The sequence below is a fragment of the Kiritimatiellia bacterium genome, assembly GCA_028715905.1.
Classification (GTDB): Bacteria; Verrucomicrobiota; Kiritimatiellia; order JAAZAB01; family JAAZAB01; genus JAQUQV01.
In genome coordinates this window covers 1-15,530 of record JAQUQV010000004.1, presented here as the reverse complement: position 1 = coordinate 15,530, position 15,530 = coordinate 1, and the positions used below count along the sequence as shown (strand labels likewise).

Annotated in this window: 13 protein-coding genes and 1 pseudogene; 7 read left to right on the top strand and 7 right to left on the bottom strand. The window is 55.7% G+C overall.

The features are described 5' to 3' along the window. A partial coding sequence (locus tag PHP98_01855; protein MDD5482386.1) for a hypothetical protein occupies positions 1-1,681 on the top strand: 1,681 nt, incomplete at its 5' end. A gap of 91 nt (positions 1,682-1,772) precedes the next feature. Next, positions 1,773-4,298, top strand: a complete 2,526-nt coding sequence (locus PHP98_01850) for a tetratricopeptide repeat protein (GenBank protein ID MDD5482385.1) — start codon at positions 1,773-1,775, stop codon at positions 4,296-4,298. A gap of 75 nt (positions 4,299-4,373) precedes the next feature. On the opposite strand, the gene PHP98_01845 is transcribed toward PHP98_01850, so the two are convergent. Next, positions 4,374-5,204 carry an AsmA family protein gene (locus tag PHP98_01845; protein ID MDD5482384.1) on the bottom strand — a complete coding sequence of 277 codons (831 nt, stop codon included), beginning with the start codon at positions 5,202-5,204 and terminating at the stop codon, positions 4,374-4,376. Positions 5,205-5,432: 228 nt separating this feature from the next. Between PHP98_01845 and PHP98_01840 the strand changes: the two genes are divergently transcribed. Continuing rightward, on the top strand, positions 5,433-5,720 hold the full coding sequence (locus PHP98_01840) for an integration host factor subunit beta (GenBank protein MDD5482383.1): 288 nt from the start codon (positions 5,433-5,435) through the stop codon (positions 5,718-5,720). Beyond that, positions 5,720-6,988, top strand: coding sequence for a histidine--tRNA ligase (hisS, locus tag PHP98_01835; protein ID MDD5482382.1), 1,269 nt, complete (start codon positions 5,720-5,722; stop codon positions 6,986-6,988). Before PHP98_01840 ends, hisS begins: the two co-directional genes overlap by 1 nt. 52 nt (positions 6,989-7,040) lie before the next feature. On the opposite strand, the gene aspS is transcribed toward hisS, so the two are convergent. Both aspS and PHP98_01825 read right to left on the bottom strand, forming a co-directional pair. Beyond that, complete coding sequence (gene aspS / locus PHP98_01830) at positions 7,041-8,876, bottom strand: aspartate--tRNA ligase (protein ID MDD5482381.1); 1,836 nt, start codon at positions 8,874-8,876, stop codon at positions 7,041-7,043. A gap of 155 nt (positions 8,877-9,031) precedes the next feature. Beyond that, a pseudogene (locus tag PHP98_01825) lies at positions 9,032-9,982 on the bottom strand (acetyl-CoA carboxylase carboxyltransferase subunit alpha). A gap of 170 nt (positions 9,983-10,152) precedes the next feature. On the opposite strand from PHP98_01825, the gene PHP98_01820 reads away from it, so the two are divergent. Next, complete coding sequence (locus tag PHP98_01820) at positions 10,153-10,680, top strand: LysM peptidoglycan-binding domain-containing protein (GenBank protein MDD5482380.1); 528 nt, start codon at positions 10,153-10,155, stop codon at positions 10,678-10,680. 3 nt (positions 10,681-10,683) lie between these two features. Here the strand turns inward: PHP98_01820 and metG are convergent, their stop codons facing one another. Next, positions 10,684-12,588: a methionine--tRNA ligase gene (metG, locus tag PHP98_01815; protein MDD5482379.1), complete on the bottom strand. Its 1,905-nt coding sequence runs from the start codon at positions 12,586-12,588 to the stop codon at positions 10,684-10,686. A 146-nt stretch (positions 12,589-12,734) separates the two neighbouring features. On the opposite strand from metG, the gene PHP98_01810 reads away from it, so the two are divergent. Further along, positions 12,735-13,079 (top strand): hypothetical protein, encoded by a 345-nt coding sequence (locus tag PHP98_01810; GenBank protein MDD5482378.1) that lies wholly within the window; start codon positions 12,735-12,737, stop codon positions 13,077-13,079. Between the two features lie 137 nt (positions 13,080-13,216). Then, on the top strand, positions 13,217-13,561 hold the full coding sequence (locus tag PHP98_01805) for a hypothetical protein (GenBank protein ID MDD5482377.1): 345 nt from the start codon (positions 13,217-13,219) through the stop codon (positions 13,559-13,561). 452 nt (positions 13,562-14,013) lie between these two features. Here the strand turns inward: PHP98_01805 and PHP98_01800 are convergent, their stop codons facing one another. From PHP98_01800 to PHP98_01790, 3 genes are read right to left on the bottom strand one after another with little or no spacing between them, the layout of a single operon-like run. Further along, positions 14,014-14,346: an STAS domain-containing protein gene (locus PHP98_01800; protein ID MDD5482376.1), complete on the bottom strand. Its 333-nt coding sequence runs from the start codon at positions 14,344-14,346 to the stop codon at positions 14,014-14,016. A 5-nt stretch (positions 14,347-14,351) separates the two neighbouring features. After that, the gene (locus PHP98_01795) at positions 14,352-15,035 is read right to left on the bottom strand and encodes a GPP34 family phosphoprotein (GenBank protein ID MDD5482375.1); all 684 of its coding nucleotides are present in this window, start codon (positions 15,033-15,035) and stop codon (positions 14,352-14,354) included. Positions 15,036-15,085: 50 nt separating this feature from the next. Then, the gene (locus PHP98_01790; protein ID MDD5482374.1) at positions 15,086-15,424 is read right to left on the bottom strand and encodes an STAS domain-containing protein; all 339 of its coding nucleotides are present in this window, start codon (positions 15,422-15,424) and stop codon (positions 15,086-15,088) included. Positions 15,425-15,530 lie beyond the last annotated feature (106 nt).

Sequence of the window (15,530 nt, the reverse complement as noted above, 5' to 3'; positions counted from 1 at the left end):
AGCTCTGCTTTCAATTTTAGTCTATTATCCCGATGTTGCGGATGATTTTGACGTCTGGTGGCATTTGAAATACGGCCGGCATTTTGTCCGGCATCTGACCTGGACAATTGATCACACCGCCTTTTCATGGACGCCTTCCGACCCCGGCTGGATTTATGTGTCCTGGCTCGGCAGTTCGCTGTTGTATCTTTTTCACCTGGCCGGCGGCTATCCTGCTTTGGTCGTTCTGCAGTGGTTGATTTTCCTTGCCGTGACAGGCCTGTTTTTGCTTTTTCTGCGTTCTTGCGGGTCGCCATTGTCGGCGGTTCATATCGCCGGACTTCTGCTGGTTTTTACCGCCATTAACCCGGTTGCCGTCTATATCAAGCCGGAGTTGTTCACCCTGTTGTTTTTTACGATGGCGGTATTTGTCTATTTTGTTTCCAAGGCAACCGCGCAAAATTATTTCTGGATTTATCCGCCGCTTTTCCTGGTCTGGGTTAATACACATGGCGGATTTATCAACGGACTGGGATTCATCACCATCGCCCTGGCCGCGGAGGCCGCGAGTTATGCGTTCAAGCATCCTGACCGCATGTTAAAACCGCTTTTGTGGAAATTTGCGGCGGGGGTCGGGCTGGCTTACGCGGCGGCGCTGATTAATCCGCACGGTGTTGTCTATTGGATCCAGATTTTCCAGAACGCGGCGCAAAGCGGAAGCCATATTGCTTCCGTTGCCGCGTATTCCCCGCCGTGGAATTATTTGTTTCCCGGCGGATTTTTTTTCAGAAGAATCAACGCGGCATGGGCGATGATTTTAATGGCGCTCGTCCTGGCAACAATTGCCGGCGCCGGATTAATGCGAAAAAAACAATTAAGCCCGCCGGTACTGGCTCTTAATCTGGCCTTCTTTATGTTCGGCTTTTCGGTTTTCAGGGCTTCAATTTATTTCTGCATTCTCTGGATATTCTCCTGTCATTATCTGGGCCGGTTCGGCCAATGGCGGATGAATGCGCCGGCCGCTGTTGCCGCCTTTTTGTTTTCCCTGGCCGTATCCGGCATGATTGTTTATGAAACGGCGGTTTATAATACCTATAATTCCCGTTTCGGGGCGCGGATCGCAGATTATATTCCCGCCGCATCCGCCGATTTTATCGCGCAAAATAAACTTCCCGGGCCGTTGTTCAATGATTATCTGTCCGGGGGATATCTGGTCTGGGCCTTGCCGCCGCCTTACAAGGTGTTCATTGATCCGCGTTACGGTCCATATGTGTCTGCCGGCGTGTGGCAAGATTACCTGGCGCTTATGACCGGCGGCGGCCTTCGAATGTTGGATGATAAATACCGGTGCAATACGGCGCTGGTCATGAACGGAAACCGCCGGCTGATTGACCGGTTCCTGAAATCTCCGGAATGGGGTTTGGCGTATTTTGACGCGGCCGGCGCGGTTTTTCTGCGTCAAAGCTGTCTGAACACCATCGGGACGCGGTGGTTTAAGGGAGACATGCGTCCCGAAAAGTTCAGCGGCATTTCCAATCCGCGCATCCTCACGACGGTTTTTTATTTATACTGCCATTACAATCCGCTCTCCGCCCGGAAAATCCTTGCCTGCTATAAAAACAACGTGCGAAAGACCTATAAATTCAGGTCTTTTGAGATTGAAAGAATGGAAGCTGCCTTAAACCAGCTGCCCATTCCATAAGACCTCTTGATATTTCCAGCTCCATATCTGTTGCCGGCCGGCCGTAATGTTTCCTTGACCCGGAATTCCTTTTCCGTCAATAATTATTTCCATGTCTGTCAAATCAGGATTTTGCCGCTATGTTCCGGTCTTGCTGTTGTGCGCCGCCTGGCTGGCGGCGGATGCCGCCGGCGCGGAGAATGCCTCGTCAAACAATTTCCTGGCCGTCGCTTCCGCGGCCCTGGAAGACGAGATGTATGAAATTGCCGAGGAAAACATAAGACAATACCTTGAGCTTGCCGCCGGCGGGGGGCGGACGCAGACTGAACATATCATCATGCTGGCGCGCGCCCTCCGCGGCCGGAAAAAATATCCCGAAATGCTGGAACTGCTCGTCCGGAACCGGCAAGAAGCCGAAAGCGGCCATTTGGCCGGCGCATTTGCTTTCTGGCTCGCGCTGGCCTTTTACGATAATGCCCGCTGGGAAGCGTCATGGGAGCAGATCAATGGCTTTGAAAGCCGTTATCCCGGCTCGGCCCTGATTCCGGACGCCATCCGCCTGCAGGCGGATGTTCTGCTGAAGCTCGGCCGGGAGAGCGAGGCGGCCGGCGTTTTGCAACGGTTAATCGGGAAAAACGAACATGACACGGAACACGTTGACGACCGGTTGTTTCTCGGCCAGGTCCTGGCCGGTTCCGGCCGGACCGGCGAAGCCGTTGCCGTGCTGGAAAAAATGCTTTCTTTTCCTCCGGATACCAGCGCCGGCCAGAAATGCCGCGGTATTCTCGGCCGGATTTACACCGGCCGGGAAGAATGGCAGAAGGCCCGCCGGGTTTACGAGCCTCTGTTAAACCAGGAAAACATCCCCGATGATTACCGCCTTCAGGCCATTGAGGCGCTGGCTGAAATCGCGGCCTCTCAAACCAACTACGGCGAAGCGCTCATCATCCTGGAAAAGGGAGAACGCCTCCTGACGAACCCGCCGCAAAAAAACGAACTCGGGTTGTTTCAGGGACGCCTGCTCCTGAAAACCGGTAAAATTGATGAAGGCACGGCCCTTATTCATAATTTTGTCAGGTCGCAGACCACCAATGCCCTCGGCGCCGAGGTCCAGATTGAGCTTGCGCAAACTTTGCTGGCCGGCGGCCTGAATGAAAAAGCGCTGGTTGAATTTCAGAACTTTCTTGAAACCTTTGCCGCCCGGGCGGATTTAACGGAGGCCTACCGGGGCAAGGGAACGGCCCTGTTTAATCTGGGGCGTTATCATGAAGCCGCCGCCGCGTTCGGCAAGGCCGGCGAAACGGCCGGGAATCCGGAGAAAAAAGCCGAATACCTTTATTGCGCGGCCGATGCCTTTTTTGCCGGCGGGCAGTTCAAGCCGGCGGCCGACATGTACGCGCTGGCCGCCGCCGCGGCGTCCAGCGCGCATCTGGCCAATATGGCGCGTTTTCAGGTTGCCGAATGCCAACTGCAGATGGAAAATCTTGCCGAGGCCGAAAAGTCGTTCTGGGAAGTCTACGACGAAGACCCCGCGGATACTCTGGCCCCGCGCGCCTTATTGCGGATCGCCGATATTTTGTTGCGGCAAAACAAACTGCGCGCGGCGGAGACCGTTTACGTCTGGATCAATCTGGACTACGGAGTCCAGTGGCGGCCGCGGTCAATTTACGGCCGCGGCGTAATTGCCTATCGTTCCGGACGGTTTACCGAAGCAAAGGATTACTTTGCTGATGTCCTGCGTCAGACCGGACTGGCCGGGGATAATGAGGTTGCCGCGGCGGCGACATATATGGCGGGCTGGTCATGCTTCATGTTGGATGATCCCGCCGAAGCCCGCCGCCGTTTTGCGTCCGTGGTCAGCGTTTATCCCCGCTCCGCCAAGGCGCCCGAGGCCCTTTTCCGGCTCGGCGAACACGATTATAACTGCGGACATTACGATTCCGCCGAAAAACTGTTCCGCCGCCTCGCGGATGATTACCCTCTTTCATCGCTCGCCGCCGACTCCCTTTTCTGGGCCGGCCGGGCGGCCCTGATGCAGAATGAATTCAAAAAGGGCCGCGATTATTTTTCCGCGCTGATCAAAAAATATCCCGGGAGCTCCAAAAAGTCCGAAGCCCGCTATTTCCAGGGGGTCGCCCTTTGCGAGCTCGGCCGTTTTGACGCGGCTATTCTTGTTTTTAACGAGGTGATCCGGCAGAGCCCCGACCACGAAAGGGCCGCTTTCAAGAAGGCGGACTGCCAGTTTATTCTCGGTTCAGACGAGTCGCAGCGTTACGAAGAGGCCGTTAATTCCTATCAGTTTATTCTGGACCGGCCGGAGCGCTCTGCCTCGGCGCGCCTGCAGGCCAGGTACAAAATCGGGCGGTGCCTGGAAAAGTTAGGAAAAAAAGACGAGGCGCTTGCCCGGTATCTGCAGGTTGTTTATGCATACCTGCAGGACGAGGCACAAACTCCCTCCGGCAATCTGTGGTTTGCGCGCGCCGCTTTTAACGCGGCCGCCATCATGGAGGATAAAGAGCAGTGGCGTCAGGCCGTAAATATTTACCAGCGGGTGGTGGAGGCCGATATTCCGGCCGGCAACGATGCGCGGGAACGCATTGACGCATTGCGCGCCAAGCACTGGCTGTTGTTTTATTAATCCGCATATTTCAGCCGGTGAACTTTCGCGCTTTTTCAGCGCGAAAGCTCACAGCCGATAAGCGGGCCAGGACGGCTATTTGCCGCCCAGCAGGTCCTTAACCGCCCCGATTCCTTCCCTTGCGGCGCCAACCGCCTTCTTGCCGGCGTCCGTTGCGGTATCTCCCGCTGCCTGGGCCGCTTCAACCGCGTTTTTGCCGGCGCTTTCCGCGCCGTCGCCGATGCCTTCAATGCCCTTGCCGATGATGTCTCCCGAGGACAATACGGCCCTGGTGATGCCGTCAAAAATGGCGGTAAACACCTGGTTGATCACCTCTTCGGCTGACGCGCCCCGCTGGTCCTTGCCGATATCGGCCAGTTGAATGGTCGGCAGGGGAATCGGCGCCGCGGCGGATCCCATTCCCGGCATGGAAACATGAATCTTGCCGGCGCTGATGAGTATTTTGTCAATTTCAACTTTTGTTTCCTCTTTTTGCCCGGACCGGGATGCGTCTTGCGCCGGTTTTTCCGTTTGCGTGTTTTTCAGGTTTTCCATGATCTTGCCGAAGTTGTTTCCTGAAAGCGTTTGTTCATACATGATATCGGGAGCGTCAATGTTAATATTCCTGATCATGATCCGCTTGGATAACAGCGAACGCGGAACGAATTCCAGCAGGATGCTATCCATCTGGAAAGCGTGATCGGTTTTAAACCCCTCGGGATTGCCGATAGAAAGGTTCCGGAAACAAACCCGGCCTTTCAGGAGCGAGATTTGAGCATCGCCGAGAGTTACCGGCACGCCCATTATTTTCGGCCCCACCTGGTTTACGCCGGTTTCAACAATCGGTCCCAGCCGGAAGATTACAGCGGTTACAACCGCGATTACCAGCAGCGCCATGGCGAACAGCGCTATTTTCAATATTTTCATTTGCGTCCTTTCTTGGTTTTATTCAAGCGGCCCAAGCTCGTTTCCATTTTTACGGGAAGAATAGCATGGAAGACGAATAAAGCAAGCGCAAAACGGCGTGAATAAGGTCCGCGAAAGCGGCGTTACAAAAAAAACTTGATTTTGCGCCGCGGCCTTAATAAGGTGTTGTAAAAAGACCGGACAAGACAGGGCGGCATCATTAATCGGCTTACTTTGAAAGGAGATGGTATGACAAAACGCGATCTGGTTATGCGCATTGCGAAAACAACCGGACTGGTTCAGGAGGACGTTCTGGCCGTGTTACAAATGACCCTTGACTGCATAATTGAGGCCCTGGCCAGGGGTGAAAATGTTGAATTCCGTAATTTCGGCGTTTTTGAGGTCCAGGTTCGGAAGGCGCGCATCGGCCGCAACCCGAACAAGCCGACCCATACCGTCACGATTCCCTCCCGGAAAGTCGTCAAATTCAAAATGGGGCGGATCATGAAAGCCCGTATCATGAAAAATGTCCGCTAATGACGGAAATTCCGCTCCATTTTGAACCGCCGCGCGGGATGCGCGATTTTTACCCCGAGGATATGGCGGCGCGTAATGCGGTTTTTGCCGCATGGGCAGAAGCCGCGCGGCGTTTCGGATTTGTCCAGTATGACGCCTGCGTGGTTGAATCGCTGGAGCTCTTGAAACGCAAAAGCGGCGAGGAAATCGGCGACCAGCTCTACACCTTCAAGGATAAAAGCGACCGCGACCTGGCTCTGCGGCCGGAAATGACGCCCACCCTTGCGCGGATGATTGCCGCCCGCCATGGCATGCTTTCCTTCCCCCTCAAATGGTTCGCAATTGCGCAGTGTTTCCGGTACGAACGCACCACCAAGGGCCGCAAACGCGAACATTATCAATGGAACCTTGATATTCTCGGGGAAGAATCGTTGTCCGCCGAGGCGGAAATACTGGCCTGCGTCTTTTCCGCGCTGACGGCGCTCGGCTTAAACGCGCAGGACGTCCGGACGCATTTCAGCAGCCGGGCACTGCTGGCCGATCTTCTCGCAAAAGCCGGCATATCCGAAGAACATCATTCCGCGGCGTTTCTGGCGCTGGATAAACGCGGAAAAATACCGGACGATGAAATCGTTCTCCTGCTCCGGAAGGCGGGCCTGAAACAGGAAGACGTCGCCGCGGCATTCAGAATAATGGCGTTGAATGATCTTGACGACGTGCGGTCTTTCCTCGGCGGGGAAACCCCCGCGCTGGCCGCCGCCGCCGAATTGCCGCGGAGAATGGCCGATTACGGCTTGGATGATTATCTCTGTTTTGACATCGGCGTGGTGCGCGGGCTGGGTTATTACACCGGGATTGTGTTTGAGGCCTATGCCGCGGCGCATAAAATGCGGGCGATTTTCGGCGGGGGGCGCTACGACCGGCTTTTAGGCGAACTCGGCGGGAACGCGCTGAGCGGAGTCGGGCTCGGTTTCGGCGATGTTGTCATCATGGACCTTCTGCAGGCCAAAGGCGGAATGCCGTCCGGTCCGGACCGGATTGATCTGGCGGTCGGGTTCATGGAAGAAGCCCAGCGGCCGGCGGCGGTGCGCCTGGCCCGGGTCTGGCGGGAGGAAGGCCGTCGGGCTGATCTGGCCTTGCATTGCGAGAAAGCCAAAAATTTTTTCGGACGGGTCGGCAAGGGCGGGGTAACCGAAGCCGTGTTTCTTGGCCCGGACGATCTCGCTTCCGGAACGGCCCGCGTTAAAAACCTGAGCGGCCGGACTGAACGGCAAATCCCGCTGAAATAAATCACCTCCGCCCGGGCCATCTTTTCCAGAACCGGCTGCGCGGCGTCGTTAATCACGCATTCGTATTCCGCCCGTCGCTGGCGGGCCCGGCAGGATGTGCATCCGGCGGGGGCAGGGTTACTTTCAGATGCAGTTCGCGGAGCTGTTTTTCAGCGACCGGGGCCGGCGCGCCCATCATCAGGTCCTGCGCGCGCTGGTTCATGGGGAAGGCGACCACTTCTCTTAAATTCTGTTCGCCGGCGATCAGCATGACGATGCGGTCAATGCCCGGCGCGATGCCGCCGTGGGGCGGCGCGCCCAGACGCAGGGCGTTGATCATGCCGCTGAATTTGTTGTTGACGTCCTGTTCGGTGTAGCCGGCGATCTTGAACGCCTGGTACATGATTTCAGGGCTGTGGTTGCGGATGGCGCCGCTGGAAAGCTCGCAGCCGTTGCAGACAATGTCATATTGCCAGGCGCGGAGGGCGAGCGGGGGTTGTTCCTTCAGGGCCTGCAATCCGCCCTGCGGCATGGAAAAGGGGTTGTGCGAAAAACCGATCCGGCCGGTTTCCTCGTCGCGCTCAAACATCGGGAAATCCACGATCCAACAGAACCTGAAAATATTTTCATCCGCCAGTTTCAACTCTTTGCCGAGGGTTGCGCGGATTTCCCCGGCCAGGCGGTGCAGGGCCGGGGGCTTTTCGCAGATAAAGAAAACCACGTCGCCGGCGCCGATTTTGCACTTTTCGGCGACGGCGTTCAATTGTTCAGGCGTTAAAAATTTGGCGATCGGCCCCTTGACGGCTTCTCCGGTCCAGACCAAATAGGCCAGCCCTTTGGCGCCGATGGCTTTTGCCTGTTCCGTCAGTTTATCAAAGAAACTGCGCGGCTTGGAGGCGATGCCCTTGACCGGCACGGCGCGCACGGCGGCGCCCTGTTCAATCATGGAGCGGAACGCGTTCAGGCCGGAATTTCTGAAAATATCCGTAACGTCCCTTAATTCAATCGGGATGCGCAGGTCGGGCTTGTCGGTTCCGTATTTGAGCAACGCTTCCGCGTAGGGGATGCGCGGGAAAGGAGGCGGATTGAAGGTTTTTTTTGAAAATTTCCCGAATGTTTTTGAGAAAACATCCTCAACCACGGCAAAGACGTCCTCCTGGGTCGCGAACGACATTTCAAGGTCAAGCTGGTAAAATTCTCCGGGCGAACGGTCGGCGCGCGAATCCTCGTCGCGGAAACAGGGTGCGATCTGGAAATAACGGTCAAACCCGGCGATCATGAGCAGTTGCTTGAACTGCTGGGGCGCCTGGGGCAGGGCGTAAAAACAGCCGGGGTGCAGGCGGCTGGGAACGAGGTAATCGCGGGCGCCTTCCGGCGAACTGCTGGTCAGAATGGGGGTCTGAAATTCGTTGAACCCCAGTTCGGTCATCCGCTTGCGGATAAAGGCGATGATTTGCGAACGCAGCATTATGTTGCGGTGCATTTTTTCGCGCCGCAGGTCAATATAGCGGTAACGGAGCCGCGTTTCCTCGGGGCCGTCTTCAGCGCCGTCAACCGGCAGGGGCAGCGGGCCGCAGGCCGACTCCAGGGCAACGGTTTCGGCCAGCAGTTCCACCGCGCCGGTGTCCAGATTGGGGTTGACCGTCTCGGCGGAGCGCGCCGTGACTGTCCCGGTTACGATGATCACGCTTTCCGGCTTGAGGCGCGTGCAGAAATCAAAAAAATCGCGGTCGGGCTGGATGACAACCTGGGTAACGCCGTAATGGTCGCGCAGGTCAATAAAGAGGAGTTGGCCATGGTCTCTTTTGCGGAAGACCCAGCCGGCCAGCCTGACTTTTTGCGGGATATGCGCCGGCCGTAATTCTCCGCAGGTATGGGTGCGATAGGGATGGAGGGGGGGGGCGTTCACGCTTTTTCTTCCGGCTTCCGGCTTCCGCCGTCGCCAAGGTTATGACGGGCCGGGTTGTTTTCCGAAGCCCGGCCGCCGTTTTCGGTTTCCCGACCTCCGTCGCTCATGCTGTTGCGGAGAGGTTTGTCTTCCGTTTCATGCTTGCTTTCCTCGGTCTTGAAAACACCCATGGCCCGGAATTTGTCATAACGATTTTGCAGGAGTTCCTCATGCGGATGCTGGCGCAGTTCCTTCAGGTTTTTTAACAGGCATTTTTTCAGGGTGGCGGCCATGTTTTCCGGGTTGTTGTGGGCCCCGCCGAGGGGTTCCGGCACTATTTCGTCAACCAGTCCCGCCTGTTTGAGATCTTTTGCGGTCAATTTAAGCGCCTCGGCCGCCCGGCCGGCGTAAGCCCTGTCTTTCCAGAGGATCGCCGCGCACCCTTCCGGCGAGATCACCGAATAATAAGAATGCTCCAGAATAAGTATCCGGTCGCCGATGCCTATGCCCAGCGCTCCGCCGCTGCCGCCTTCGCCGATTATGGCGACCACGATCGGCACGGGCAGGAGAAAGGCTTCCCGGAGATTGACGGCGATGGCTTCGGCAATGTGGCGTTCCTCGCTGCCGACGCCGGGGTATGCTCCGGCGGTGTCAACCAGGGTTACGATGGGGCGGTTGAATTTGGCCGCCAGTTTCATAAGGCGCAGGGCCTTGCGGTAACCCTCCGGGTAAGCCATGCCGAAATTGCGCGCAATGTTGCTTTTAACGTCGCGCCCCTTCTGCGTGCCGATAATCATTATTTTTTCAGGCCCAAGGGAGGCAAACCCGCCGACAATCGCCAGATCATCCCGGAAAAGCCGGTCGCCGTGGAGTTCCACAAAATCCGTGCACATTTTTTCAATGTAATCCAGGGTATAGGGGCGCTGGGGATGCCGGGCCAGCTGGACTTCGTCCCAGGCCTTAAGATTGCTGAATATTCTGCGCTTTGTCTCGTGGATTTTTTTGTTCAGGTCGGCGAGTTCGGATGAGACATCAATATTGTGCGACTCGCTGAATTCCTTGAGCTCGCGCAGCCGTTCCTCAAGCTCCACAACCGGTTTTTCAAACGGTAAAGATGAGATAGCCATAAATCCGCCTCCCGCCCGCGGGGAATACTTGCTCCCGGCAACGGTGAAATCCAAATAAATTACGACTGGAATGCGGCATAAGCAAGACAAATTTTGCTGACGGCGAATTTTACGCTTGATTTTGTTTTCAGGATGATTTTAATAATCAAACAATGAAACGCCATAAATTCATGAAATTAGCCGTTGCGCCGGCGCTTTGCATAACGGCGGCCGGCCTGCTGACGGGCTGTGCCACCTATGAAGGCGGTTCCCGGGGGGTAACCCAGGAAAGGGAGGATTATCTCATTCTGCGCGAGGACGTGAACCGCTGTAAAGACAGGATGGCAACGATGGAAATTGAACAACAGCGCATCCTGGATGAAATTCAGCAATTGCGCGCCCGCGGCCACGATGCCGCCGCCAATACAAGGCTGGATGAACTTGAACGCCGCGTGACGGCCATGGATGCCGCGCGCGCCGCCGACCGGCAGGCCGTTGTGGACCAGATTTCGGCCAATGTCGCCAGAATGATGGGCGGCGGGGCTCCGAAAACAGCGTCTTCTTCCGGCGCCGGATATGAACACATTGTCAAGGAAGGCGAAACTCTTTCCGCGATTGCCGCCGCCTACAAGGTAAAAGCATCCGCAATTATTGAGGCGAACGATTTGAAAAATCCGAACATACTGCCGAAAGGCCGGAAACTTTTCATTCCGAAATAAATTTCATTTCACTGCGCTGCCGGGCGGCATTTCGCCCTCCACGGTCAGCAGCCGGAGGCTTTCTCCATGCGAAGCGGCCAGCAGCATGCCGTTGGATTCCACCCCCCGGATTCTGGCGGGCTTCAAATTGGCGACCACCACAATCGTCCTGCCGGTCAAATCTTCCGGCCGGTAATGCCGGGCGATGCCCGCGATGATCTGGCGCTTTTCGGCGCCCAGCTCAATCTGGAGTTTCAGCAGTTTGTCCGCGCCTTCCACCTTTTCGGCCGATAAAATTTTCGCCGTGCGCAGCTGGATGCGGGCAAAGTCAGCGTAGTCAATCTGTCCTGATTTTTCCCGCCCCGCGCCGGCTTGCGGCCCGAATGCCCGATCCGGCTGTTCCTTTGCCATGGAAATCCTTGGAAAAAGCGGGGTTGCCCCGCCGGCGGCCGCGCCGGCCGGCGTTTTGCCCCAGACGGGAATGTCCGCCCCTTCAGCCGTTAACCCGAGCGCCGCGCGTAATTCGGCCGTTTTGCCGGGCATGACCGGCTGAAGCAGGCCGCTGACGATCCGCAGCGTTTCGCAGGCGCAATATAAAACCGTCTGCAACGGCTTCTTATCGTCCTGTTTGGCCAGGCGCCAGGGCTGTTTTGTTTCCAGGTAACGGTTGCATTCGCGCACCGCGCCGATCACGGCGGCCAGTCCCAGGTCAATGCGCATGTTTTCAATGCTTTCCGCCATGGTTTTTGCGGCCGCCAGAACGGTATCCCGCAATTTTTTTTCTCCCTCGCCTTCGTCCGCCGGCGCCGGAATTTTGCCGCCGAAGTGCGCCTGAATGAGCTTTAAAACGCGGCTGAGCAGATTGCCGAGGTCGTTGGCCAGGTCGGCATTGTAGCGGCGGATGAAGGCCTCTTCCGAAAAACTGCAATCCTGCCCCATCACCATTTCGGCCGCCAGAAAATAGCGGAAAGCATCCGCGCCGTATTTTTCGGCAACCGCCAGGGGGTCAATCACATTGCCCAGCGATTTGCTCATTTTGGCTTCGCCGGTCAGCCACCAGCCATGGGCGAAAATGGTTTCCGGCATTTCAAGCCGCAGGGCTTTGAGCATGATCGGCCAGTAAACGGTGTGCGTGGTTAAAATATCCTTGGCCATGAGGTGATACGCGGCCGGCCACCATTTCCGGAATTTTTCATCGTCTGCAAAACAGCCAATGGCGCTGATGTAATTGATGAGCGCGTCAAACCAGACATAAGCCACAAAATCGGAGTCAAAAGGAAGGGGAATGTCCCAGGGAAGCCGGCTTTTGGGCCGCGAGATGCAAAGGTCGTTCAAGGGCTTGCGGAGAAAACCGAGTGTTTCGTTCCGGCGGAAATCGGGCTGGATAAAATTCGGATGCTCTTGAATGTATTTGACCAGCCAATCCTGATGGACGCTCATTTTGAAAAAGTAATTCGTTTCCTTGATCTGCTCCAGCGTCCGGCCGCATTCCGCGCATTTGGCTTTCCCCTCATCCTTTTTGGGATAAAATCGCTCGCAAGGCACGCAATACCATCCGTCGTATTCGGCTTTGTATATGTCGCCCTGGTCGTAAAGCCGCTGGAGCGCCGTTTGCACCGCCCGGATATGCCTGGGCTCGGTGGTGCGGATAAAATCGTCGTTCGTTATGTTGAGATTTTTACACATCTGCCGGAACCGGACCACGGTCCGGTCGGCCTGCTGCTGGGGCGTGATACCCGCTTTTTCGGCGGCGCGCTGGACTTTCTGCCCGTGTTCATCGGTGCCGGTCAGGAAAAACACCGGCCGGCCGCTCTGCCGGCGGCAACGGGCAAGGATATCGGCCAGAATCGTGGTATAGGCATGGCCGATATGGGGGGCATCGTTGACATAATAAATAGGCGTTGTAATGTAAAACGGTTTGCGGTTCATAACTGGAAATGAAAATAGTGTTGTTTTTCAAATATGCAAGCTTTTTTGGTTTTTTCAACTCCACGCTTGACTTGAAAAACGTTCTGTTATAAATTACTGCCAGAATGAAAATGAGTGTAAAAAGTGAATGAAAGGAGCAAACAACCATGAACGCAGCCGCAACCGGAAACGAAAAACTTTCTGAGGCCCTGAAACTGCTTGAGGAAGCCGCGCAATCCAAGAAATCCGAACTGCAGAATATAATCAAAGGCAAATATTCCAATTTGCGGGAGGCCTTAAGCGATAAGGAGGAGGACGTCGTCAAAGCCCTGGCCGCGGCCAAAAAACGCGCTTTAGAGGCGGCCTCGCACGCCACCGAAATCGGGTCGGAAAGGGCCCGCGAAATCGCGTCCGATATTGACAAGCAGGTCCGTGAAAATCCCTGGCCTTATATCGGCGGCGTTGCGCTCGGCGCCCTGCTGATCGGTTTTATCCTCGGCCGGAGCAAATAACCGAAATGCGCAAAGCGGCCGTTCGCCCGCGGCCCGCTCGCCAACCGGCAAACGGGACGCGATAGCCGCGCGCAAAACTGATTTCCATGCTTAACCGGTTTATAAAAAATTTTATGACGGCGACCATGTTCTGGTTTATGAACAGATACCGCCGGCTTTCAATTGATTTGGTGAAAATTGAAGCGGCGGCCTGCTACCTCAAAGCCATCCAGGCGGGCCGGCAGGGGTTGCTTGCGGCGCTGCTGGTCTGGCTGGGGGTTTTTTTGTTTGCGCTGGGCGTCGTCCTTCTGCATGCCGGCTTGTTTGCCTGTCTTTACCTGTGGTTCCAGACTCTGGCGGCGGTGGCCATTGGACTGCTCGCGCTGGGCGGGCTTTATGTCATCGTCATTCTGCTGATCGTCGGCCGTTTCCTTTCGGAAAGATCCTGGATGAAATTGTTCAAGGCCGACAAAATTGTCGCCGGGCTCACACAGAAGAAATAATGCTCGTATCTTTAGCAATCCGCAGAAAAGAATCGACGGGATTACTCGCCTGCAACGCTGTGCGTAGCACTGCGGGCAGGCAGGATACTTTTTTATCCTGTAAATCCACTATTCCTCAGTTGGTCAACTGCCTGACTTTTCTTTTCACCTCAACTTTGGCAACCCCAAAGTTGATTAAGGCGCTCTTTATATTCCATCACTTTGGCTTTCTGGCCAAAAGATTAACACGATAATTCAATTAGGCCGCCAAAAGGCGGCAACTGTTATTTTTCGCATGTAGGGGGCGTGCTTGTCGCGCCCCTTCAGAGGGCTTCGACGAGCGAAGCCCCTACAAAAAATAGACAACATTGAAATTCCTATACGTCCAGTTATCCCGTCAACTCTTCTGCAGATGGCTTAATGGTTACTAATGCTCGCGCGGGGCTGGCGCGCGGGCCGGCCGGGGCGGACTTTTAAATCTGCTTTGCGGCGCTTTCCACCGTGTCGCAGATTGAAAACAGGGAGGTAAAGCCCGACACGTCAAAAATCTGCCGGACTTCGGATTGTATTCCGCAGAAAAGCAATTTGCCTTTCAGGGCGTTGATTTTTTTTGAGACCTCAAAGAAACAGCGCAGGCCGGCGCTGTTGATATATTGCAGACCGCCCATGTCCACGATGAAGTTTTGACTCCCCTTGGCGAGCCATTCGTCAAAAACGCGCCTGAGTTCATTCACCGAGGCGTGCCCCATGTGTCCGGCGAGCTTGATCACGAGCGAGGGTTGTTTTTCTTCAACGGTGATTTGCATAAGAGTTACCCGGGATGCGCCTCGGTTGAGATGCTGTGTTTCACTTCGCGGATTATGCCGGCCATGGCCTGCCCGATCAAGTCCAGCTTGCAGAGGGAGAGAATCCGCGGCCTGGTCTGCGCCAGTTCCTCGGGCGAAAAAATTTCGTCAAAAAGTCCGCTCGCATCGGCTAAGCCCGCGAGCGCAACTTCGCGCGGTTCCGGGATTTCGCCGTCCAGAATGAGTTCGCGCAAACGCGAGCGGATGGTTGTTATACCGCTGGAATCGGTTATGGAATACCGGCGTTTTTTCAACATGAGTATTTTTGTTTCCGTGATATCCAGGATTTTTGCGTTTGCCAGCCGGGCGGTTACCCGGTCGCGGATATCCCGGCCTTCCCGGGCAAAATAAACCAACCAGGCGCGCGTCGGCCGGGGGCCGGACTTATGCTGCAGCTCTTTCAACGCTTCATCCAGCAGAATGTCCCCGGTGGGCCGCTTGTCAACCACGCGCAGAAGAAACGGATCGCTGGTTTCCGCCTGCGGATTGTGCCGGATGCAGGTGAGATCGGTGTCTATGCGATTTTGCAGGGCCAGTTCCATCAGGATGGCCCCGGCCAGCGCATAATTAAGCGTGCGCTCCATCTCCGGCCTGATCACGCCCCGTTCGCCGTCCAGAGCCAGCAGAAAGAGTATTTCGGCGCAATTCATATATAAAGTTCAAATGCACGCTGATTTTTCGCGCCTGAATTATGCCCTGTTTACGCGCCGGCGGCGTTTACGGCTTCGTCTGTTGTTTTAAAAATCGGCAGGATGCTCGCAAAGCCGGCAATATCAAGAATTTCATTGACCTGCTGGCTGGGGTTGCCCAGCGTCAGTTTGCCGCCGGCCTGTTTGGTGCGCTTGGCCGCCGAAAGAATGGCGCGCAGACCGGCGCTGCTCAGATAATCAAGCTTGGCGCAATCCAGCGCGATGCGCGCGCCGCCGGCGTCAATAAGCCGGGCGAGGTGGTTCTCAAATTCCAGAGAACTCATTGAATCAAGCCGGCCCTCCACGTTAAGAATATTGACTTCCCCTTTTTTCGTTTCCTGTATTTTCATTTTTTTCTCCTACGGCGACAAGCGCCGTCAACGCGCGGACATTGCCTATTCTTTTCTTTTTTTATCAGAATCACCGCCGAAAGCAACATTTTTTATCTTCTATTTT

Bases quoted from the DNA above. Each gene is read 5' to 3' on its own strand.
- PHP98_01790 (MDD5482374.1), bottom strand. From the start codon at position 15,424: ATGAAAATACAGGAAACGAAAAAAGGGGAAGTCAATATTCTTAACGTG.
- PHP98_01850 (MDD5482385.1), top strand. From the start codon at position 1,773: ATGTCTGTCAAATCAGGATTTTGCCGCTATGTTCCGGTCTTGCTGTTG.
- PHP98_01810 (MDD5482378.1), top strand. From the start codon at position 12,735: ATGAACGCAGCCGCAACCGGAAACGAAAAACTTTCTGAGGCCCTGAAA.
- hisS (MDD5482382.1), top strand. From the start codon at position 5,720: ATGACGGAAATTCCGCTCCATTTTGAACCGCCGCGCGGGATGCGCGAT.
- PHP98_01820 (MDD5482380.1), top strand. From the start codon at position 10,153: ATGAAATTAGCCGTTGCGCCGGCGCTTTGCATAACGGCGGCCGGCCTG.
- PHP98_01845 (MDD5482384.1), bottom strand. From the start codon at position 5,204: ATGAAAATATTGAAAATAGCGCTGTTCGCCATGGCGCTGCTGGTAATC.
- PHP98_01795 (MDD5482375.1), bottom strand. From the start codon at position 15,035: ATGAATTGCGCCGAAATACTCTTTCTGCTGGCTCTGGACGGCGAACGG.
- PHP98_01840 (MDD5482383.1), top strand. From the start codon at position 5,433: ATGACAAAACGCGATCTGGTTATGCGCATTGCGAAAACAACCGGACTG.
- metG (MDD5482379.1), bottom strand. From the start codon at position 12,588: ATGAACCGCAAACCGTTTTACATTACAACGCCTATTTATTATGTCAAC.
- PHP98_01800 (MDD5482376.1), bottom strand. From the start codon at position 14,346: ATGCAAATCACCGTTGAAGAAAAACAACCCTCGCTCGTGATCAAGCTC.
- PHP98_01805 (MDD5482377.1), top strand. From the start codon at position 13,217: ATGAACAGATACCGCCGGCTTTCAATTGATTTGGTGAAAATTGAAGCG.